At 69.1% G+C, this 22,099-nt stretch carries 17 protein-coding genes and 1 pseudogene; 13 read left to right on the plus strand and 5 right to left on the minus strand.

The window, feature by feature from the left end; genetic code table 11:
* Positions 1–89: 89 nt before the first annotated feature.
* The 5 genes and pseudogenes from J5X86_RS00790 to J5X86_RS50320 form a co-directional block, all read left to right on the plus strand.
* Complete coding sequence (locus J5X86_RS00790) at positions 90–752, plus strand: DUF4097 family beta strand repeat-containing protein (protein WP_208514911.1); 663 nt, start codon at positions 90–92, stop codon at positions 750–752.
* Between the two features lie 58 nt (positions 753–810).
* On the plus strand, positions 811–1,773 hold the full coding sequence (locus tag J5X86_RS00795; protein WP_208514912.1) for an ATP-binding cassette domain-containing protein: 963 nt from the start codon (positions 811–813) through the stop codon (positions 1,771–1,773).
* Positions 1,770–2,561 (plus strand): ABC transporter permease, encoded by a 792-nt coding sequence (locus tag J5X86_RS00800; RefSeq protein ID WP_119990243.1) that lies wholly within the window; start codon positions 1,770–1,772, stop codon positions 2,559–2,561. Before J5X86_RS00795 ends, J5X86_RS00800 begins: the two co-directional genes overlap by 4 nt.
* Positions 2,562–2,801: 240 nt before the next feature.
* On the plus strand, positions 2,802–4,775 hold the full coding sequence (locus J5X86_RS00805) for an APC family permease (protein WP_208514913.1): 1,974 nt from the start codon (positions 2,802–2,804) through the stop codon (positions 4,773–4,775).
* A gap of 125 nt (positions 4,776–4,900) precedes the next feature.
* A pseudogene (locus J5X86_RS50320) lies at positions 4,901–5,140 on the plus strand (sensor histidine kinase KdpD); the annotation flags it as partial.
* Positions 5,141–5,307: 167 nt separating this feature from the next.
* Here the strand turns inward: J5X86_RS50320 and J5X86_RS00815 are convergent.
* Complete coding sequence (locus J5X86_RS00815) at positions 5,308–5,850, minus strand: DUF1707 domain-containing protein (RefSeq protein ID WP_208514914.1); 543 nt, start codon at positions 5,848–5,850, stop codon at positions 5,308–5,310.
* A gap of 177 nt (positions 5,851–6,027) precedes the next feature.
* Between J5X86_RS00815 and J5X86_RS00820 the strand changes: the two genes are divergently transcribed.
* The 5 genes from J5X86_RS00820 (at position 6,028) to J5X86_RS00840 (ending at position 11,829) form a co-directional block, all read left to right on the plus strand.
* Positions 6,028–6,714, plus strand: coding sequence for a DUF4232 domain-containing protein (locus tag J5X86_RS00820; protein ID WP_208514915.1), 687 nt, complete (start codon positions 6,028–6,030; stop codon positions 6,712–6,714).
* Positions 6,715–6,875: 161 nt separating this feature from the next.
* Positions 6,876–7,619 carry a VCBS repeat-containing protein gene (locus J5X86_RS00825; RefSeq protein ID WP_208514916.1) on the plus strand — a complete coding sequence of 248 codons (744 nt, stop codon included), beginning with the start codon at positions 6,876–6,878 and terminating at the stop codon, positions 7,617–7,619.
* 171 nt (positions 7,620–7,790) lie between these two features.
* Complete coding sequence (locus J5X86_RS00830) at positions 7,791–9,989, plus strand: MMPL family transporter (protein ID WP_208514917.1); 2,199 nt, start codon at positions 7,791–7,793, stop codon at positions 9,987–9,989.
* Positions 9,990–9,994: 5 nt separating this feature from the next.
* Complete coding sequence (locus J5X86_RS00835) at positions 9,995–11,194, plus strand: sensor histidine kinase (RefSeq protein ID WP_208514918.1); 1,200 nt, start codon at positions 9,995–9,997, stop codon at positions 11,192–11,194.
* Positions 11,191–11,829, plus strand: a complete 639-nt coding sequence (locus J5X86_RS00840) for a response regulator transcription factor (RefSeq protein ID WP_208514919.1) — start codon at positions 11,191–11,193, stop codon at positions 11,827–11,829. Before J5X86_RS00835 ends, J5X86_RS00840 begins: the two co-directional genes overlap by 4 nt.
* Positions 11,830–11,889: 60 nt before the next feature.
* Here J5X86_RS00840 and J5X86_RS00845 read toward each other — a convergent pair whose 3' ends face one another.
* The 3 genes from J5X86_RS00845 to J5X86_RS00855 all read right to left on the minus strand — a co-directional run bounded on the left by J5X86_RS00845 (position 11,890) and on the right by J5X86_RS00855 (position 13,980).
* Entirely contained in the window at positions 11,890–12,363 is a 474-nt protein-coding gene (locus J5X86_RS00845; RefSeq protein ID WP_208514920.1) for a GNAT family N-acetyltransferase, read from the minus strand.
* A gap of 22 nt (positions 12,364–12,385) precedes the next feature.
* The gene (locus J5X86_RS00850) at positions 12,386–13,111 is read right to left on the minus strand and encodes a DUF899 domain-containing protein (protein WP_208514921.1); all 726 of its coding nucleotides are present in this window, start codon (positions 13,109–13,111) and stop codon (positions 12,386–12,388) included.
* Positions 13,112–13,347: 236 nt separating this feature from the next.
* Positions 13,348–13,980 carry a DUF4232 domain-containing protein gene (locus J5X86_RS00855; RefSeq protein WP_208514922.1) on the minus strand — a complete coding sequence of 211 codons (633 nt, stop codon included), beginning with the start codon at positions 13,978–13,980 and terminating at the stop codon, positions 13,348–13,350.
* A gap of 677 nt (positions 13,981–14,657) precedes the next feature.
* Here J5X86_RS00855 and J5X86_RS00860 point away from each other — a divergent pair.
* Positions 14,658–15,884 (plus strand): hypothetical protein, encoded by a 1,227-nt coding sequence (locus J5X86_RS00860; protein WP_208514923.1) that lies wholly within the window; start codon positions 14,658–14,660, stop codon positions 15,882–15,884.
* A gap of 113 nt (positions 15,885–15,997) precedes the next feature.
* Positions 15,998–16,393, plus strand: coding sequence for a hypothetical protein (locus tag J5X86_RS00865; RefSeq protein WP_208514924.1), 396 nt, complete (start codon positions 15,998–16,000; stop codon positions 16,391–16,393).
* On the opposite strand, the gene J5X86_RS00870 is transcribed toward J5X86_RS00865, so the two are convergent.
* On the minus strand, positions 16,368–18,491 hold the full coding sequence (locus J5X86_RS00870; protein ID WP_208514925.1) for an NB-ARC domain-containing protein: 2,124 nt from the start codon (positions 18,489–18,491) through the stop codon (positions 16,368–16,370). The two genes, J5X86_RS00865 and J5X86_RS00870, sit on opposite strands and share 26 nt — an antisense overlap.
* Before the next feature lie 190 nt (positions 18,492–18,681).
* On the opposite strand from J5X86_RS00870, the gene J5X86_RS00875 reads away from it, so the two are divergent.
* The gene (locus tag J5X86_RS00875) at positions 18,682–21,885 is read left to right on the plus strand and encodes a tetratricopeptide repeat protein (protein ID WP_308124412.1); all 3,204 of its coding nucleotides are present in this window, start codon (positions 18,682–18,684) and stop codon (positions 21,883–21,885) included.
* Positions 21,886–22,099: the final 214 nt, after the last annotated feature.

A 22,099-nucleotide genomic window follows, 5' to 3' on the forward strand; every position in this document is an offset into this window, starting at 1 on the left:
GAGATCTCATGCAACGACTGCGTTGCCAGTTTCTTGAACGCAACGTAGCTTTTCCAATGTCGGAAACAACGAGTCGCAAGGAGAGCACGATGCCGAAGTTCGAGACCCCCACCCCGATCGCCGCCGTCCTGGACATCCCCGCGGGGCGCGTCCAGATCATCGCCGCCGATCGCGCCGACACCGCGGTCGAGGTCCGGCCCACCAACGCCTCGAAGAGCCGTGATGTGAAGGCGGCGGAGCAGACCACCGTCGGATACGCCGACGGAGCCCTGCGGATCGAGGTCCCGGTGAAGAACGAGTACCTCGGCCCCTCCGGATCCATCGAGGTGACCGTTCAACTGCCCGCCGGTTCCCGCGTCGAGGCGAAGGCGGCGAGCACCGAGTTCCGGGCCGTCGGCCGCCTCGGCGACATCGCCTTCGACGGCGCGTACCGCCAGATCAAGATCGATGAGGCCGCGAGTGTCCGCCTCACCGCGATCGACGGCGACGTCGAGGTCGGCCGGCTCAACGGACCCGCGGAGATCAGCACCGCGAGGGGCGACATCCGGATCGCCGAGGCCGTGCGCGGCAAGGTCGTGCTGAGCACCCAGCAGGGCGACATCTCGGTCACCGCCGCCGCCGGGGTCTCGGCCTCCCTGGACGCCGGTACCTCCTACGGCCGCATCAGCAACGGCCTCAAGAACGCGGGCAGCGTCGAGCTCGACATCCACGCGACCACCTCCCAGGGCGACATCGCCGCCCGCAGCCTCTGACCCCGCAACCTCCGACCCCGCAACCTCCGATCCGCGGCTTCCAGAAGGAGCACCCCTCATGACCAGCTTGGCCATCGCGGCGAACGGGCTGCGCAAGTCCTACGGCGACAAGGTCGTGCTCGACGGCATCGACCTGGCGGTGCCGGCCGGCACCGTCTTCTCCCTGCTCGGCCCGAACGGCGCCGGCAAGACCACCGCCGTCAAGATCCTCTCCACCCTCATCAGCGCCGACGGCGGCGAGCTGCACGTCGCCGGCCACGACCTCGCCGCCGACCCGCAGGCGGTGCGGGCCGCGATCGGTGTCACCGGGCAGTTCTCCGCCGTCGACGGGCTGATCACCGGTGAGGAGAACATGCTCCTCATGGCGGACCTGCACCATCTCTCCAAGCGCGAGGGGCGGCGGGTCGCCACCGAGCTGCTGGAGCGGTTCGACCTGGTCGAGGCCGCGAAAAAGCCCGCCGCCAGCTACTCCGGCGGCATGAAGCGCCGCCTGGACATCGCCATGACGCTGGTCGGCAGCCCGCGGATCATCTTCCTCGACGAGCCGACCACCGGTCTGGACCCGCGCAGCCGCCACAACATGTGGGGCATCATCCGTGAGTTGGTCTCCGACGGCGTCACCGTCTTCCTCACCACCCAGTACCTGGACGAGGCCGACGAACTCGCCGACCGCATCGCGGTCCTGAGCGACGGCAAGATCGCCGCCGAGGGCAGCGCCGACGAGCTGAAGCGGCTCATCCCCGGCGGGCACGTACGGCTGCGCTTCGCCGACCCTGCCGCCTACCAGTCCGCCTCCGTCGCCCTGCGCGAGGTGACACGGGACGACGAGGCGCTGTCGCTGCAGATCCCCAGCGACGGCAGCCAGCGCGAACTGCGCTCCATTCTCGACTGGCTGGACTCCGTCGGCGTCGAGGCCGACGAGCTGACCGTGCACACTCCCGACCTCGACGACGTGTTCTTCGCCCTGACCGGCTCCACCGTGCCCGCCCAGAACAACCAGCCCAAGGAGAACGTCCGATGAGCGCCCTCTCGCTTGCCGTCCGCGACTCGGCCACGATGCTGCGCCGCAACCTCCTGCACGCCCGCCGCTACCCGTCGCTGACCCTGAACCTGCTGCTCACACCGGTCATGCTGCTCCTGCTCTTCGTCTACCTCTTCGGCGACACGATGAGCGCGGGCATCGCCGGAAGCGGCGCCGACCGCTCCGACTACATCGCCTACGTCGTCCCCGGCATCCTGCTGATGACCATCGGTTCCACTGTCATCGGGGCCGCGGTGTCCGTCGCCACCGACATGTCCGAGGGGATCGTCGCCCGCTTCCGCACCATGGCCATCCACCGCGGATCCGTGCTCATCGGGCACGTCATCGGCAGCGTGATGCAGTCCATCGCCAGCGTGGTCCTCGTCGGCGCCATCGCCGTGGCCATCGGCTTCCGCTCGACGGACGCCACCGCCCTGGAGTGGCTCGCGGCGTTCGGACTGCTGGTGCTCTTCGCCCTGGCCCTCACCTGGATCGCGGTCGGGATGGGCATGGCCAGCCCGAACGCCGAAGCCGCAAGCAACAGCGCGATGCCGCTGATCCTGCTGCCGCTCATCTCCAGCGCCTTCATTCCGATCGACTCGATCCCGGGCTGGTTCCAGCCCATCGCCGAGTACCAGCCGTTCACCCCGGCCATCGAGACCCTGCGCGGTCTGCTGCTGGGCACCGAAATCGGCCACAACGGGTGGCTCGCCCTCGCCTGGTCCATCGGCCTGACCGCGCTCGGCTACCGCTGGTCGACCGCGTCGTTCAAGCGCGACCCGAAGTAACCGGCATGAGCCCGCGGGCCACCTCCCGCACCTCGTCCCACCCGGGGCGGCGTCCACCGACACCATGTCGCGGACGCCGCCCCGTCGGCGTCCCCGCCATCAGCCGGGTGCCCCCGGAAGGGCCATGAAGGGCCGTGAAGGGCATGCCACTGTGGGGCCCGGAGATGGTCCTGCCTACCCTGATTCGGCTGATTCTTTTCGACGACATGTTCGGTAGCCCGAGCTGACCAGGAGTGCACCATGGCCACCTCCACCGATGTGGAGCCCCGCCCGGCGGAGGCCCCCACGGGAGGCCGTCTGCGGACCTGGCTGCTGCAGGGCCTGTCCGATATGGCCAAACAACAGCCCGGACCGCATGCCCAGGTCCCCGAGGGGCACCGGGGGCAGCGGTGGTGGCGGGTGATGTGCCTGACCGGCGTGGACTATTTCTCCACGCTCGGCTACCAGCCCGGCATCGCCGCCCTCGCCGCCGGGCTGCTGTCCCCCATCGCCACCGTCGTGCTGGTGGCCGTGACCCTGGCCGGGGCGCTGCCGGTGTACCGGCGGGTGGCCAAGGAGAGCCCGCATGGCGAGGGGTCGATCGCGATGCTGGAGCGGCTGCTGTCGTTCTGGAAGGGCAAGCTCTTCGTTCTGACGCTGCTGGGGTTCGCGGCCACCGACTTCCTGATCACCATCACCCTCTCGGCCGCCGACGCCTCCACCCACCTGGTGGAGAACCCGCACTTCACCAGCGCGCTGCACGGCCATGAGGTGGCGATCACGCTGGGGCTGGTCGCCCTCCTCGGCGCCGTCTTCCTCAAGGGCTTCATGGAGGCCATCGGGGTGGCGGTGGTGCTCGTGGGCGGCTACCTGGCGTTGAACGCGGTCGTCGTGATCGTCGGGCTGTGGCATGTGGCCACCGCGTCCCACGTGGTCACCGACTGGTCGCGGGCGCTGACCGCCGAGCACAGCAACCCGCTGGTCATGGTCGGCCTGGCGCTGGTGGTGTTCCCCAAGCTCGCGCTCGGCCTGTCCGGGTTCGAAACCGGTGTGGCCGTCATGCCCCATGTGGACGGCGGCCCCGGCGACACCGAGGAGCGTCCCACCGGGCGGATCCGGGACACCCGGAAGCTGCTCACCACCGCCGCCGTGATCATGAGCGTCTTCCTGATCACCACGAGCTTCATCACCACCGTGCTCATCCCGCAGGACGAGTTCAAGGCCGGCGGCCAGGCCAATGGACGGGCCCTCGCCTACCTCGCGCACCACTACCTGGGGTCCGTCTTCGGCAGCGTCTACGACGCCGCGACCATCGGCATCCTGTGGTTCGCGGGCGCCTCGGCCATGGCCGGACTGCTCAACCTCATGCCCCGCTATCTGCCCCGCTACGGCATGGCCCCGCACTGGGCCCGGGCGGTGCGTCCCATGGTGCTCGTCTTCACCTTGATCGCCTTCCTGGTCACCTGGCTCTTCGACGCCGATGTGGACGCCCAGGGCGGTGCCTACGCCACCGGGGTGCTGGTCCTGATGACCTCCGCCGCGGTCGCCGTCACCATCGCCGCCCGCCGCGCCGGGCAGCGGGGCTGGACCATCGGCTTCGGCGTGATCTCGGTCGTCTTCGTCTACACCACGGCGGTCAACGTCGTGGAACGCCCCGACGGCGTCAAGATCGGCGCCTGTTTCATCGCCGGCATCATCGCGGTGTCCCTGCTGTCCCGGCTCGCCCGTGCCTTCGAGCTACGGGTCACCGACATGGATCTGGACGACCTGGCCGAGCGCTTCGTCCGTGACAGCGCCACCCGCCGCATACGGTTCATCGCCAACGAGCCGGACCACCGGGACGTGGCCGAGTACCGCGACAAGATCCAGCAGATCCGAGCCGACAACGACATCCCGGACGACGAGGATCTGATCTTCGTCGAGGTCACCGTCCGCGACCCGTCCGACTTCGAATCGGCGCTGCGCGTGCACGGCGAGGTGCTGCACGGCCGCTACCGCGTCCTGACCCTCGACGGCTCCAGCATCCCCAACTCGCTGGCCGCGCTGCTGCTGCACGTACGGGATGTGACCGGGTGCAGGCCGCATATCTACTTCGAGTGGACCGAGGGCAGCCCCTTCGCTCAGTTCCTGCGGTTCTTCCTGTTCGGCCAGGGAGAGGTCGCACCCGTCACCCGGGAAGTGCTGCGCGAGGCCGAGCCCGACCGGGCCCGGCGGCCCCATGTCCACGTCGGCTGAGTGCCGGAGTTGCGTCAAACGTGCGGACGGCGGCGTCACGCGTAGGTAGTTGGTGCCGCTGTCCGTGGCCCGGCCCCCGGACGTCGTTCGCCCGCGGTCACGAGGACGCGCATGCCCCTGCCCTTCGGCACACCCTGGTCCACCGGGGAGCGGCCTTCACCGAGATGGACCTCGACGCCGTCCTGGCCCGCCGCCCCCAAACAGCCCTGGTCGATGAGCTGGCCCACACCAACGTCCCGGGGTCGCGCAACACCAAGCGCTGGCAGGACGTGGACGACCTCCTCGACGCCGGGATCGACGTCGTCACCACGCTCAACATCCAGCACCTGGAGTCGCTGAACGACGTCGTACGGCAGATCGACGGAACCACCTCGGAGCCGAACGGCTCCCGAGCCGACACCCCGCCCCTGCGGCTCTCCCGCGACCTCACCGAGGCCATGGGCGGCACCTTGAACCACACCAGCCGCCGCCGCGCCTTCGCGGTCACGCTCACTCTCCCGACATCAACGCACCGCCCGGGACGCTGACGGGCTCACCGCCGCGCGTGGCGGATCGTCAGTCGGCCGAATCCCATGGTCCCGGAGATGCGGATCCTCGGCCCGCCGGGGCCGGAGTGCCGCCGGGGCTTGTAGCGCGTGTCCTTCCACCCGGTGTGCAGACCCTCGAGGTCGACGATCGCGTCGCGAGGCACCGTGATCTTGGCTCTGCCGGTGCCGAGTTGGAGCTCGATGTCCACTACCGGATGTTCGATGACCGCCCGGGACAGGTCCAGGCGCACCCTTCCGAACGCGGACGCGACCTTGAGGACGCGAGGTACCCGCCATGCGCCGCGCCGCTTGATCCGTCCACCGGCGGCGGCGATCGTGGACGTGGTGCCCGCGTTCTCCTCCGGGAGCGAGGCCAGAGCCGACACAAGTTCGCCGCGCGTCTTGGCGGTGAGCACCTGGTGGAGGCGTTCGTCCATGTCCTCGTGCGAGATGTGCCCCTCGGCGTACGCCTCCTGCACGCGCTGTACGGCCGCGTCGCGGTCGTCTTCGCTGACCAGTAACGGCGGGTCTTCCGGCAGAGAAGTCACCGTTTCACTCTACTGGCGCGGCGACGATACGCAGGTGGGTCAGCAGGTTTGTGATCGCGTCAGCGCTTCGTTAGTGGAGCGCTAATGGAACGGTAGCGGCCACCGGCAAGCTGAGTTGCACACCGAGCGAAACATCGCCGGGAGCACTACACCACTGATGACGAAGAAGGTCTTCCCATGCTTATCAGCCGCCCCCGGGTCCGTATGTTCGCCGGTGCCAGTCTGCTGGTGACTGCCGCGATGTTCGCCACCGCTTGCCAGTCGGACGAGACGAGCAGTGGGTCCAATGACTCGTCTGCCTCCGCCAAGGCCACGACCGGGGCCACGGCCGATGCCGCGGGCGACAAGGACACCGCCGCCGACTCGTCGGCCAAGACCCCCGGCGCGAAGGACAAGGGAGCCCAGGATGGCTCCGGTGCCGACACGGGCAACGGCGAGCGCGGCAAGGTCGGGCAGGTGTGCGGGGCCAACGACATTTCCTGGAGCACTCGGGAAGAGACGCAGGCCGGCGGATACATCCTGGTCATGGCGAAGGCCAAGGCGGGGATCACCTGTGTGCTGCCCGCCGCGCTTCCCACGGTGGCCTTCGGGTCGGACGGCACCGAGGCGGGTCCCGCCGAGCAGGCCGTAGGACCGGCGGTCACGCTGAGCGGGGGAACTACCGCCTATGCCGGGGTGAACCCGAAGACCACCGGGGACAACGGTGGCAAGGAACTGGACAGCATCATCGTCGCCGTCGGTGACAAGGACCCCAACCCGGTCTCCCTGCCGGTCGGCACCATCAAGGTCGACAAGCCCATCGTCACCAACTGGCACACCTCCGCGGCGGACGCTGTCCCCTTCGACGGCGGAACGGACCAGTAGCCGACCGGGCCGCCCCATTCCGGTGACGGTGGTTGACGGGGAGGGCGCGCGCCAGCTCTCCCCGTTCGCACGCCGCGGCGATGTAGTACGGCACCTTCGGTACGCGTTCGCGGGGCGTCGCCACCCTCTCACTTCGCAGTAACGACGTTAGGAGTTCGTAGATGCTTCGCAAACGGTCACGTCTGATCGCCGCCCCGATCGCGGCTGTCGCTCTGACCCTGACCATCGCCGGTTACCAGGCCAGTGCGGCCGGATCGTCGCCCTCGGGCGCGGATCGGTCCGGCAAGGTCAGCGAGGCGGCGGGCCCGTGTCTGGCCGACGCCACGACGCTGGTCGGCGATCTCGACGGCGACGGCCACCCGGACAAGATCTCGAACCCCGGGCACACCGGAACCAAGATGACCATCCAGTGGGGCGCCGCGGACGGCACGTTCGGCGCGAAGCACGCCGTCAGCGAACTTCTCGGCGCGAAGAAGGGGGAGGTCGCGACCGCCGCGGTCGCCGACTTCCAGAACGACGGCACCCTGGGCATGGTCGTCAACATCGTCAAGCCGGCCGACGGAGACGACGCCTCGACCGCGCGCGTCGCGGAATACCGCCCCGGCCCGCTCGCCCGGACGGACCTGAGCTCCGCCGACGCCCGGCACTCCGACATCGGCGACCATGGCGAGGTCCAGCAGCTTCGGATCGCCAACTACGGCGACGACCCGTACCCGGACCTCGCGATCCTCAACAACCCCGGTGACGGGCAACTTGATCGGGACGTGCGCCTGTCGACCGCGGGCAGCGGCCCGGGGGACTTCGACTACGCGATGAAGGTGAAGTACGGGGAGTTCGCCAGCACGGCCGAGCCGCCCGCCATGCCCGGCGACGGCTGGAAGCACTTCTACAAGCCCTGCTCCTGACCCCAACCCGGCGCCGCCGATCCTCCGGGCATCGGCGGCGCCGGGCTGCTTCACGCACGCTCCCGGGCCAGGGACCGGGATCGGGCCCGGTCCCGTCCACCGATCGGTGGACGGGAAGTTCAACCGGGCACCTCTGTCGGCCAACCGCGCTGGCCAGCAACGCTTTTGGCCATGAACTCATTCACTGTGCGCATGGCGCGTTGGAGCGCTCAGCACCCCTGGCGGGCCATCGTCGGCTGGCTGGTGTTCGTGGTGCTGTGCCTGGGGATCGGCAGTGCCGTCGGCACACACAGCGCGACCACGGCCGATTACCGGGTCGGCGAGGCCGGGCGGGCGGAGGCGATGGCCGCCGAGGGGGGTCTGGAGCGCAGGGCCGCCGAGCAGGTGCTGATCTCTTCCCGGTCGGGACCCTTCGACCGGGACGCGGCCGAGGCCGCCGCTGGGGACCTGACCGCCCGGATGAAGCGGCTGCCCGAGGTCGCGGGCGTCGCCGACCCGCTGCTGTCCGAGGATCGCCGGATCCTCATGGTCGAGGTGGCTCTGAAGGGCGAGGAGCGGGACGCCAAGGACAAGGTCGACGCGCTGGTCGGACAGACCGACGCCGTGGGGAAGGCGTATCCGGGGCTGCGGCTGGAGGAGACCGGGAGTCCCTCCATCAGCAAGGGAGTCGATCAGCAGCGCGGTGACGACCTGGCGCTCTCCGAGAAGATCACGCTTCCCATCACCCTGATCACCCTGTTGGTCGTCTTCGGATCCGTGACCATGGCGGGGGTGCCGCTGCTGCTCGCGCTGTCGTCCATCGCGGCGGCCGTCGGGCTTTCGATGGTGGCCTCACACCTTTCCCCCGACGCCGGGGTCGGCACGAACGTCATCCTGATGATCGGCCTCGCGGTCGGCGTCGACTACACGCTCTTCTACCTCAAGCGGGAACGCGAGGAGCGCGCCCGCTCGGGCGGCCGGCTGAGCTCCGAGGCGCTGGTGGAAATGGCCGCGGCGACCTCCGGCCGGGCTGTCGTGATCTCCGGACTCGCGGTCGTGGCCTCCACCGCGACGCTGTATCTCGCCTCCGACGTCATCTTCTCCTCACTCGCCACCGGCACGATCGTGGTCGTCCTGGTCGCGGTGGCCAGTTCGCTGACGGCGCTGCCCGCGATGCTCGTCAAGCTCGGACAGCGGGAGGAGCGCAGGGCGCGGCGCCGTGCTGAGCGAGGAAAGCCCGCGCGCCGGACCCGGGACGACAGCGGTGGCCGCGTATGGGCCGCCCTGCTGCGACCCGCGAGCCGGCACCCCCTGGCCACCCTGTGCGTCTCGGTTCTCGCCCTGCTCGCGCTCGTCACCCCGTTGGCCGGGCTGAAGATCACGGAGATGAGCCGGGACACCCACTCCCGTGACATCGCCGCCATGCGGGTGTACGACCGGCTCAACGCGGCGTTCCCGGAGCAACGGGTCACCCACCAGATCGTCGTACGGGCCGACGCCGCGCGCTCCGGCGAGGTCGGCGGGGCGTTGCGCGAGCTGGCCCGACGTGCCGACGCCGACCCGCTGTTCGCCGGCGCCTCGCGCATCCGGACCTCCGCCGACCACCGGCTCAGTGTGCTCGAGCTGAAGGTGCCGTACCTGGGCAACTCCGACCAGGCGTACGACTCCCTCGACCACCTGCGTAAGGACTACCTGCCCGCCACCGTCGGCCGGGTCGAGGGGGCGGAGTTCGGAGTGAGCGGGGACGTCGCCCGGTACGCCGACTATCCCGCTCACCAGAACGGCAAACTCCCCCTGGTCCTCGGGGCGTTGTTGCTGGTGACCTTCGCGATGACGACGTACGCGTTCCGCTCGGTGGTGCTGGGCCTGATCGGTGTCGTACTGAATCTGCTGTCCGCGGCGGCGGCGCTAGGACTGCTCGTCCTGGTCTTCCAGAAGACGTGGGCCGAGGGGCTGTTGGACTTCCACTCCACGGGTTCGATCGGATCGCGCGTACCGCTGTTCCTCTTCGTGATCCTCTTCGGGCTCTCGATGGACTACCAGGTGTTCGTGGTGAGCCGGATCCGGGAGGCCGTCCTCGCGGGCGTGTCCACGCGGCAGGCTGTGCTCGAGGGAATCCGGAGGTCCGCGAGTGTGGTGACGAGTGCGGCGGTGGTGATGACGACCGTCTTCGTGAGTTTCGTCTTCCTGCACATCATCGAGATGAAGCAGATCGGCTTCGTCCTCGCGGCGGCCGTGCTGCTCGATGCCTTCATCGTCCGGATCATGGTCCTGCCGTCGGCGATGCTGCTGCTCGGTGAGGCGAGCTGGTGGCCCTCGCGGACGGCGGGGCGAACGGCGGCGGCCTCGGCTCATCCGGCCGACGGGCGACCGGTGGTCGACGTACGTTGATCGGTATGACCGCTCTCGCCAACCCCTTGGCCGACGCCTTCTGGGCCACTTCGCTGCGCCGGTGGAACGCCGTGTGCTGGGGCCTGTTCGCCGCGATGGCCGTCGGGCTGGTGACGACGGTTCCGGCCGGGGGGAGCAAGTACCAGGCGATCGCGCTTCTGGGCTGCGTGGTGCTGTGCTACGCGGTGCTCGACCGCTTCCCGGGGAATCCCGTCGTACGTCCGCGGGTCTACCTCTCGGTGCTCGTGTTCGCGCTCGGCGGGCTGGCCTATCTGGGCAGCAGCTATGCGGCGCTGTTCATGGTGACGCTGCCGCACTACTGGATGTTCGGGCGCACTCCGCGGGCCTCGATGGGGTTCCTCGGGCTGGCCACCGGTGCCACGCTGGCCGGGAGCCTGGTCCGGCAGGGCTGGTCGGCGGAGTTCTTCGGCGAGACGCTGATGTCCACCCTGATCGTGGTCGCGGTGGGCGTACTGATCGGCCTGTGGGCGCACTCGGTCGTCGCGCAGAGCAGTGAACGGGCACGGCTGATCGAGGAGTTGGAGCGGACGCAGGCACAGCTGTCCGAGGCACACCAGCGACAGGGCGCGGCGGACGAACGGGAACGCATCGCACGCGACATCCACGACACGCTCGCGCAGGGCTTCGCGTCGATCATCGTGCTCGCGGAGGCGGCCCAGGCGGGCATTCACCACAATCCGGCGACCAGCGCCCAGCAACTGCGGTCGATCGAGTCCACCGCCCGGGAAAACCTCGCCGAGGCGAGGGAGTTGGTCGGCTCTGTGGGGCAGCCGGGCCCGGGCCAGGTGGCGGCCGGATCGGTGGCGCGGACGCTGCGCCGTACGCTGGACCGCTTCGCGGAGGACACCGGCCTGGCGGTGGACGCCGACCTGGCAGACCTGGAGTGCGACCAGCAGACCCGTATCGCGCTGCTGCGCTGCACCCAGGAGTCCCTGGCCAACGTGCGCAAACACGCACGCGCATCCATGGTCGGCGTGGTGCTGGTGCGGCGTCCGCACGGAGTGGAGCTGGAGATCACCGACGATGGGACCGGGTTCCGGGTGGGGGAGTCGACCGGCTTCGGACTCGACGGCATGCGCAAGCGACTGGCTGAGCTGGGCGGGAGGCTCACGGTGACGAGTTCGGTGGGCGACGGGACGCGGATCCTGGCGATGATCCCCATGGCGAGCGAGGTGGAGGCATGAGCGAGGGAGGTCTGCGCATCGTCGTGGTGGACGATCACACCGTGATGCGGGCCGGAGTGATCGCCCTGCTCGCCGCCGAGGACAGCATCGAGATCGTCGGCGAGGCGGGCGACGGACGCGTGGCGCTCGATCTCGTCGAGCGGTACGACCCCGACGTGGCGCTGGTCGATCTGCGGATGCCCGTGCTCGACGGGGTGGCGACGACGACGGAGATCGTCGCCCGGTATCCGCGTACGCGGGTGCTTATCCTGACCACGTACGACACCGACACCGAGATCGAGCGCGGGGTGGAGGCCGGTGCCATCGGCTATCTGCTCAAGGACACCACCCGTGAGCAACTCGTCGACGCCATCCACGCGGCGGCCCGGGGCGAGACGGTGCTCGCTCCCCGGGTCGCCGAGAAGCTGGTCGCGCGCATGCGGCGGCCCGTTCAGGAGCCGCTGACCGACCGCGAGACCGAGGTCCTGGGCGCCGTGGCGGACGGTCTCACCAACGCCGAGATCGGACGACGTCTCGTGATCGCCGAGGCCACGGTGAAGACGCATCTGCTGCGCCTGTTCGCCAAGCTCGATGTGAACGACCGGACGAGGGCGGTGGTGGTGGCCATGGAGCGGGGGCTTCTGCGGCGGCCTTAGGGGCGTATGACGCGGCCATAGCGGCGTACTGGCCACTGGTGCGCGACAGAGACAGGGCCCTCACCGCTCGTCGGGCGTTGCCTCGGGAATGCGCTTCCGGTAGTGGATCCGGTCGTACGCGCCGTCCTGGCGGCGCTCGGTCGCCTCGTACCCGTACCTCGGGTAGATCTCCTGGTTCTCCCACATCTGGGCGTTGGTGTAGAGCCGGATCTCCGGGAGGCCGAGAGCGCGTGCGTGCAGCTCGGCGAAGGCGAGCAGGCGCCTGCCCACGCCCTGTCGGTGCGCGTCCGGGTGTACGGCGATGCTCTCCAGGACGAGATGGTCGGGCTCGGCCACCAACACCAGCACCCCCACGACCGGGTCGCCGGTGACGAAGACGCGCCCCGCCGCGATGTCGGTCGCGTAGTCCGCGTCCATCGGTGCGGGGCGGACGCCGATCCGGGCGACGTAGGGGCGGTATGCCGCGTCGGTGACGGCCTCCACCGCGTCAACGTCGGCTGCGGTCGCAGGGCGGACGTGGCTGCGGTTGTCCATGCCCCACAGTTTGGCGCACGGCTCAGCCCGGCTGGGCCTGGGTGCCTCGTTGGGTCTGGGCCACCCACTCCGGCGCCGGCGCGGCGTCGCCGTACGCGTCGTGCCAGTTCCACCATTCGTACGGCGGGGTTTTGGGGTAGTCCTTCGGCGAGTCCTCCCACTCCTCCTGCCGCCCGAGCGCCGTCATGTCGAGGTAGCTCCAGGTGCTCCCCAGCGCCTCGTCACCGCGGGCGTTGATGAAGTAGGTGCGAAATACGCGGTCGCCATCGCGGATGAACGCGTTCGTGCCGTGCCACTCGTCCACACCGAAGTCGGCGTCGAAGTCGTCGGTGATCGTGTACCAGGGCATCGTCCAGCCCATCCGCGCCTTCACCTGCTCGATCTCCGGCTGCGGCGCGCGCGAGGCGAAGACGAGGGTGGTGTCGCGGGCGTTGAGATGAGCGAGGTGGCCCACATGGTCGGCGACCATGGAACAGCCGCGGCAGGCGTGGTCGGGCCAGCCGTAGACGACGGGCTCGAAGAAGGCGCGGTAGACGATCAGCTGACGACGCCCCTGGAACAGGTCGAGCAGACTCACCCGGCCCTCGGGACCCTCGAACGCGTACTCCTTCTGCACCGCCAGCCACGGCATCCGCCGGCGCTTGGCGGCCAGCGCGTCACGGGCGCGGGTCAGCCGCTTCTCCTCCCCGAGCAGCTCCTGACGCGCGGCCTCCCACTCCTGCGGCGAAACGACCGGGGGTGTCTTCATCGTGACGTTCACCTTCCAGTTCGGTCCGAGCTCCTGCGCTGGGCCAGGGGCACGTGAGCCGGGCGCTGCTCAGCAGGCTCCCCGCGTCCACCCTCCAGGGTCGGCCGTCACCGGCGAGGGCGCACGTCGGCACGCCGGAAATCAAACGTACGATCGATATCGGTCGAGCGCACGGCTCCCGGCGCTCATAGCAAAGCCCCAGGCCAGCGGCCCGGGGTTGCTTTGCTGTCTGTTGTCTACTTGCCGGTGCCGACGGGGTCCACCTTGATCGCGGAGCCGGAGCCGTCGGAGACGGGGACGTTGATGCTGACGGGCAGGGAGTGCGAGTGGGTCTCGTTGGGCGGGGTGACGACGAGCGTGGTGAAGGTCTCGCCGGAGCCACCGGAGGTGTTCGGCGGGTAGTAGAGCGTGAAGCGGGTCTCCTCGCCCGGCTTGACGCTCGTCTTCGGCGCCGCGAGGTCGCTGCGCTTGGCACTCAGGGTGCCGTTCTTGCTCTTCAGGTCGACGCCGGGGAAGCCCTGGAGCGTGCAGGTGGCCGACCCGGTGTTCTTGAGGTCGACGATCAGAGTGCCCTCACCCATGCCGTGGGTGCTGCGGAACGCGAGCTGCGAGGTCGCGCAGGCATCGGAACCGGCGTTGCCGCCCCCACCGGAGCCCGAGGAACCCGAGCCGGAGGAACCGGATGAACCCGAGTCGGAGGAACCCGAGTCGGAGGAGTCCGAACCGCCGGAGCTGGACGAGGCTGCGGAGGACGAGTCCCCGCTGGCATCCGCGTTGTCCTGGCACGCGGTCAGACCGAACGCGGCGACTGCGACGACCGCGGCGGCGGCGACCTTGCGTGCGTGACGAGTGGTGATGCGGTGCGACATGAGTCCCTCTGTTGTCGTGAGCGTTGTCCCCGTCCCCCGGGGCCATGACAACAAGTCTGTCCGGCCCCGCTGACGATCAACTAACGCCCTGTTAACAGGCTGACAACGCTGTGACCTCGGGCTTTGTCGCCTTGACCCCTATGAGGCGTTGTGCCCTCCGTGTGCGGTCGCGAGCACGTTGCCGTCGGGCCCGGGTGGCGGTTTCCAGCACCGCCACCCCGAAGCGGCGGTCGGCACGGTCCATGGTCGCCGCCATGGCGAGCCTCGGCAGCCTCGCCGTGGGTGGCCCGCTCGCGTACGCCGGAACGCAGAAGGACTCGGCACAACAACAGTCGGCGCGGAAGAACACCGCGCACCGGAGCCGAGCTCGCCGACATCACCGAGCTGGACCCCTCCAAAGCCTGGGCCACCGGACAGCTCGTCTCCACCCCCGCGACCTCAACCGCTACTTCTCTCGACATCCTCTTCCGGGCCACCCGGCCGAGCTCCATCCGCGTCGTGACGGAGGGCATCGGCATGTTCTTGAGCGCGTGGCCCGCCAACCGGCCGGTTCGGGCCCTGCAAGCTTTCCGCAAGGGGTCGGCAAGCCTTCTGTCCGTCGGGCCGGGCAGAGGACGGACGCGAGACCCACGAAAGTCCATGCCCGAAATCCGCATGAGAGATCAACGGGGGGCGCCATGTCGGCGTTGAGCACGATCGCAGAGTCTTCGTCGGACGAGCCACGCCAGTGGCTCACGCTGGTGGAACGCAAGAAGGTACTGGCCGTCGTCCACACCGTCACCTACGCCAAGCGACTTCTCGATGTCCTGTCGCTCCTGGAGGCCGACTTCCGGCTCCAAGTGGTATTCACCACGCCACCCCACGTCTTCGGGGACGAAGTACCGCGTTTCCTCCAACAGCTGGGAAGCCCCGTACTTCCCTGGGCAGAGGCCACCCGCATGACGTTCGACCTCGCGGTGGCGGCAGGGCCGCGTGGGGTGGAGCAGGTGCAAGCGCCCCTGATCACGATGCCGCACGGCGCCAACTACCTCAAACGCCTGCCCGGGATGTCGGACGCGGGCGTGGCGGGGCTCCGCAAGCGGGACCTCATGCCCGGCGGCAAGCCGCCGGCCGCCGTAGTCGTACCGCACCACGCTGACCTGCGAGAGCTGGGCCGTCATTGCCCCGAAGCGCTTGAGCTGGCGCATGTGGTCGGCGACCCCGCGCACGACCGGATCACCGCGAGCCTGCCGCGGCGCACCGCATATCGTCGTGCGCTGGGTCTCGCGGACGGGGAGCGGCTGGTGCTCGCCGTCTCCACCTGGGGTCCGCACTCGTTCTTCGGCCGTTTCGAGATGTTGCTGCCACGCATGGTCGGGGAGCTTCCCTGCGGGCGGTTCCGTACCGCCATCCTTGTCCACCCCAACGTTTGGTCGGGCCATGGACCGTGGCAGGTCAGGACGTGGTTGGCGTGGTGCAGTCGGCTGGGGGTCAGCGTGGTGCCGCCGGAGGCGGACTGGCGCAGCGTCCTGATCGCCGCTGACTACATCATCGGCGACCATGGCTCGGTCACCCTCTACGGAACGCTCACCGGAGTGCCGATCCTTTTGACCGGGTCCCCGGAGCCGGAAATCAACCCGAGCTCTCCGGCCGCCACCCTCGCTGTCACCGCGCCGGCGCTGTCCCCGGCTCATCCGCTCCCCGAGCAACTCGAGTACGCCGCAGCCGAATACCGCCCGGAGGAGTACGCCGCGATCGCCGCGCGCATCACCTCCGAGCCCGGCCGCTTCCATCGCAATATGCGGCGGCTGATGTATCGGCTGATGGGATTGGGCCAGCCCGCCCACGAACCGCGGGCGATACCGCTACCGGAGCCGCCGACACTGCGATCGTGGTCCTCCGATCGTGGAGAGGCATCGGCATGAGGCGCCCGGCCGGGTGTTTCGTCACCGTGGAGTGGTGGGAGGAGGCTCCACCCGATCCAGCGCCGACGCCGTCCCTGTGCCTCTGGACGGGCCGGGCGGCGGGCGGAGGCGTCTTGCTGGCGCGTACCGGTCTCGCGGGCACCCGCCGGGCGACCGTCCTCGACGAGCACTTGACGGTGGACGCCGATGCCTGCGCCGACGCACGCGGGCTGGACTGCGCCGACGTCCTGCGTGGAAGCCGCCCGCGGTCGGCCGCCGAGGCGGTGCGGTGGCTGGCGGAGGTCGGGCCCGCCGGACCGGGGTGCCGCCTGGCCGCCGTACCGCTGACCGGTGGCGGCTGGGTGGCGCGCGGCGGTACTGACCCGGACGTGGTGGCCCTGCCCTGCCGTGTGCCACCGGAGCAATGGCTCTTCGCGTCCTGCCTGCACGCATGGCTGGTGGCGGGGCTCCCGCTGAGCGGAATGTTGGAGGCACGCCCGCGGATCACGTACCGCTCGGCGATTCCCTGAGCCGACGCGCGTCGGAGGGGCTGGTGACCTCGAACAGCGCAAGCGCCCGGGCGCGGAAGTTCCGTGCCGCCGTCTCTTCCCCGCGTTCCCGGGCGCTGTCTCCGAGCATCTCGAGGGTACGGGCCTGCCAGTGAGCAGCCCCGGACGAGGTGAACACCGTGAGGGCCTCTGCCATCGCCGTCACACCCACCACGTGTTCACCGGCGCGCGCACGGGCACGCCCCAAAAAGACCAGGGCGCGCGCCGCGTCATGGGGGTCGTTGACGGCCAGCAGACCAGCGCGCGCGTACGTGAAGTACTCGACGGCCCGGCCGGTGTCGTCCTGGGCGAGTGCGATCTCACCGAGGACGATCCTGGCCAGGGCCACACCGCGTGGGTAGCCGCACGCTTCCCACAAGATGGTGGCCTGGTGGAGATAGTCCACGGCAGCCACCATCCGCCCGGCCTCGCGGTGGCAGCCGCCGAGGCCCAGTAACGCCTGTCCCTCGTCCCGTACATCGCCCGCCTCGCGCGCCGCCCGGCGGGACTCCTCGTACCACTCGGCCGCGTCGTCGACGCGGCCGGCGGCACTCAGGCCGATGGCGCCGGAGTTGAGCATCTGGCGCTCGGCCTCGGCGTTACCGTCTCTTCGGGCCGCTTCCAGCCCGATCTCGTGAGCCTCGATCCACAGATCGTAGTAGCGCAGCCGAAGGAAGACCGGCCACATAGCGTCCACGAGCTGCCAGGTCATCGCATGCCACTGGGATGCCGCGGCAGCGCGTATCACCGCCATGAGGTTCATCCGGTGGGCATCGAGCCAGGCGAGCGCGCCCGGATCGTCGGTGAAGGGGATGGGGAGCCCCGAGGGGTGGGCCACGTCCCTGTCGAGGGTGAACTGCGCGGGTGTGATCAGCTTCTCCGCTTCGGTGGCCGTCTCCAGATACCAGTCGCAGACCCGCCGCAGTACCTCCGCGCGAGTCGTAGCGCTCTCCTCCGCGATCGCTCGGCCGTGGGCGTGGACACGCACCAGATCGTGGTGGCGGCAGATGCCCGGGCCGATGTCCTCCATCAGGTTGGCCTCGACGAGCTCGTCCAGTCGGGATTCCGCCCACGCAAGGGAGGCGGCGCAGGCCGCGGCGGCGCTACTCGCGTCGAAGGTCCGCAAGGGCAGTGGGCCGAGCCTGCGGTAGAGGAGGGCGGCGCCCTCGGTGAGTACGGCGTAGGAGGCGTCCAGGGCGTTGCTCACTGTGGTCTCCCCTTCCACTTGCAGCGCGGCCAGACGCTCCGTGTCCCGGGTCAGGGCATCGGCCAGTGTCTTCACGGACTGTCGTGGCCTCGACGCCAGGCGCGCGGAGGCAAGGCAGACGGCAAGGGGCAATCCTGCACACAGCGCGACGACCTGACGCGCCGCGTGCGGCTCGTTCGCGACGCGGTCGTCGCCGATCGCACGGCTGAGCAGCTCGGCCCCGGCGGCCGGTTCCAGCGCCTCCAGCTGGTGCATCGCCGCTCCATCCATGCGGAGGCCGGTCAGTCTGCGGCGGCTGGTGACCACGGTGAGGCCACCCGGTCCCGCGTGCAGCAGCGGGCGGACCTGCGCAGCGGTGAACACGTTGTCCAGGACTACCGCGATCCGGGCATCAGCGGTCCAAGACCGCCACAGCGACGCCTTTTCGGCCATATCAGCGGGCACGGAGCCGGCACCGAGCGCCCGCAGGAACTGGCTCAGAATCTCGCCAGGGCTCGCGGGGCCCTCGGGCGAATGCCCCCGCAGGTCGGCGTAGAGCTGTCCGTCGGGGAACTCAGGCGCGAGAGAGTGCAGCCAGCTGCACACCAAAGTCGTCTTGCCGATACCGGCCGGGCCGCTGACCACGATCAGCGAGCGGGCCGGGCCGCCATGCCCACGGCCGGTCAACAGTCCATCCAGCGCCGCCAGATCGTCGCCACGGCCCGTGAAGTGGGCGGGGACCGGCAGGAGCTGCCGGGGTGGCGGCACCGCAGCGGCCGCTCCGGTGTGCACATGGATGCCGCCGTGAACGTCGCGCGCCTGTACCACGGGACCGAAAATCCGGGCCTGGCCGCCGATCAGATTCTCGTGGGCATCCCCGTGAGCCTGGCCCATCCGTCTGCCCCCCGGTCAGTCGGTTGCCGTTTGTGTGGATCAGCCCGGTTCTACCCTCGACGAGGCTTCGGCGATGCACCCGGGAACGCCCGATGACGTGATTCGGCCAGTGCGCCGCGAACGGCGTATGGCGGCTCTCGATGCCCCATGCCATGCTCACTGAAAAGGACAGACCAGCGGGAGGACGCTGGTGGACATCCATTTACTCGGGCCGGTGGAGCTTCGGCTGGAGGGCCGGCAACTGAAGCTCGGTTCGGACAAGGAACGGGCTCTGCTGGCCGCTTTGGCGCTGGAAGTGGGCCGCCCCATCTCCATGAACGCGCTCCTGGAGCGGCTCTGGGACGGCAAGGCTCCACCACGCGCCCGCGAGAACGCCCACACGTACATCTCGCGAGTGCGTAAGCATCTACGCCTCGCCGGCACCGGGCCGAGCGCCCCGCGCATCACCAGCCGGGCCCACACCTACGTGCTGAACACCGACCCCGACTCGGTCGACTTGAACCGCTTCCAACGCCTCACCGATCTCGCCGGAGCGGTGGCGACAAGCGGCGAGGACGAACGCGTCGTGGACCTCCTTACTCGCGCCGAACACCTCTGGCAGGGGGAGGCCCTCGCCGGGCTCCCCGGCACCTGGGCCGAAACCGTACGCAGCACGCTCGCCGAGCGCCGTCTCCAGGCGACCATTTCCCGAATCGCGGCTCTGCACCGGCTCGGCCGTTTCGCGGACTCGATCGGTGAGCTGTCGGCCATGGTGCGCCACCACCCTGAGGACGAGACGCTGGCAGGCCAGCTGATGCTGGCGTACTACGGCAGCGGCCGATACACGGACGCCTTACGGGTGCATCAGCAGGCCCGCCGACTGCTGATGTCGGAATTCGGCTCCCGGCCAGGGGACGAACTGGACCGAATACACCGCGGCGTCCTTGACCGGACACCGGTGGACCGGCTCCTCCAGGCCGCCGCCCCCGCGGCGTCCTCCGAGCCTTCCGCCGGAGGGCATTCCTCTGCGCAGCCTCCGCCACGCAATCTGCCGTACCAGCCCCCGCTCATCGGCAGGCGCTCCGAGCTCGACGTCTTGATGGCGTCCATTGGCACGGAGTCGAGGGAAGGGGCTGTGCTGACGCTGGAAACGGTCAGTGGCATGGCCGGGGTTGGCAAGACAGCGGTCGCGGTGGACACCGCTCGGACACTGGCTCCTCGATTCCCTGCCGGTCAAGTCTTCCTGGACTTGCGGGGCCACTCCCCCTCCCAGGAACCGCTGAGTCCGAGCGCGGCCCTTGCCACGCTCCTGCGGCTGTTCGGCGCGCCCGCCGATTCAATCCCCGTCCGGTTGGACGAGTTGATCGCCCTGTGGCGGACCACCATCGCCGACCGCCGAGCCGTGATCGTGCTGGACGACGCGGCGGGGCCCGATCAGGTCGCACCGCTGCTGCCTGGCAATTCGCCGTGCCTGACCATCATCACCAGCCGTCGGCATCTGACGGGGCTTCCGCATGCGGTGCCGCTTGCCCTGGACGTGCTGCCGACCGATGACGCGATCACCCTTTTCCGGAGTTTCGCGGGTGCGGCACGGACCGAGGACATCACAGAGACCGCCCGCATCGTGCGCCTATGCGGCCATTTGCCGCTCGCCATCGAATTGGTGGCCAACCGCTTCCGTTCCCGCCCCTCTTGGAGCCTGACCACCCTGGGCGAGCGCCTGGCACGCAGCCCCGGTCCCCTCGGCGAGATCCGCAACGCAGATCAGGAGATTCTACGCGCCTTCGCCCTTTCCTACCGGGCCCTCGACGCCACGCAGCGCAGCACGTTCCGGCGCCTGGGGCTGCATCCGGGGCGCGACTTCACGGCCGAATCGGCCGCCGCGCTACTCGACCTTCCCCCCAAGGAAACCGAGCGGCTGATTGAATCCCTGCTGGAGTGTCATCTCCTCCGGGAACCGGCGCCCGACCGGTACCGGTTTCATGACCTGCTGGGCGAATACGCCCGGATGCTTGCTCTTTCGGAAGACAGCGCGTGGGAGCGTGAGCAGGCCCTGGAACGGCTCATCGCCTCGTACCTACGGAACGCGGAGCAGGCCGACCGAGTGGCGTACCCGCGGAGGATCCGGCTCGCGCCGGACGGTGCGCACGAGCTTCCGGCCCTCTCCCCCATGCGGAACGCCCAGGACGCGCGCGCCTGGTTCACCGCCGAGTACGGCAACCTCCTGGCTGTCGAGCGCCACGCCCGTACCCATGACTCCCGGCCGTCCGCGGCCCGGCTCGCCCACGCATTGGCGGGATTCCTGGAGTCCGAGTGTCACTGGCAGGACGCCATTGACATCCTCCAGCACGCCGCCGACCACTGGTCACGCACCGGCGACCAACCGGCCCAGTGCCACGCACTGCTCTGCCTCAGCTCCAATCACGCCAACACGGGCCGCTATGCGCAGGCCGTGGAGGCGGGCGAGCGGGCACTGGAGATCGCGCGGACGACCGGGGACCGGGAGGCGGAGTGGGAGGCATACCGGAGCCTCGGGGTGATTTATTGGCATATAGGTGAGAACGAGACCGCGGTGGTGATGCACCAGAGAGCATTCGCGATCGGCATCGCGACCGGCAACGTCCTGAATCAGGCCAGATCTCGAAACAACACCGCGATATCCCTTCTCGCCCTCGGAGAACTGGAGCGCGCACTGGACCATTTCCAGAACGCGATATCCGGTTTCCGGTCAGCAGGCGATGAGGTCGGCGTTATTAGAACACTCAACAATGTAGGCGACCTGTACGCACGCCGAGGTGACTACGCACAGGCCCGGAAGGCTTTCGAGGAATTACTTCCCCTGACGGAGTCCACCGGAAATGCCTACACCCAGGCGATGGTGCGTACCAATTTGGCCGCAAGTCTTGCCGAAGCCGGCGAAATCGACCGGGCGCTGGCACTTCACCATCGGGCATTGACGGACTTTCGCATGCTCGGGGACAGAAAGAGCCAGGCGACAGCGTACAACGGGCTTGGGGAAGCGTACTTCAAGGAGGGCTCTGTTGACTCATCCGTCGAGAACCACCTGAAGGCCCTGGACATCGCCCGCGACATCGGAACAACCCAGGAAGTCACGCGCGCCCTGCGCGGGCTGGGTCAAAGCGAACTCGCCAGTGGCCGACTCGAGGCCGCGGCCGAGCACCTGGAAGCGGCCATAGCTGCCGCGAACAGGGTCAACGCCCGCGACGAGGGAGCCAGGGCGCAAGCGATCCTCGCCGAGGTACGGGCGACAGCGGGTGATATCGCGGGAGCTCGGGAACTGCTGCGTCGGGCGCTCTCTACGCTGCGCGGTTTGAACGAACGAGAAGCGAACAGATCACACAAACTCCTGACCAGAATCGATCATGGAGAAACAGACTTTGCGACTCGTCGGTAAGTTAATCCCCGGTAGTGCATGACGCCGGAGATCGAACACTTGACCTCAACTTCTCTGTTTGATTTAGCTCCCGAGGGGCGCTACTGTCAGTGTCGATCTTGGACGCTCACATCAATCCGAGGACAAGTGCAGAGATTGCAACTCACTATTCGCTGGCTTCAAGCAGTGACGTTTCTCTTGGCGGTTTTGGCATGCATGCCGACTCTGCTCGGGG

Origin of the sequence: Streptomyces sp. NEAU-YJ-81 (assembly GCF_017592595.1) — a bacterium.
Classification (GTDB): Bacteria; Actinomycetota; Actinomycetes; order Streptomycetales; family Streptomycetaceae; genus Streptomyces; species Streptomyces hygroscopicus_B.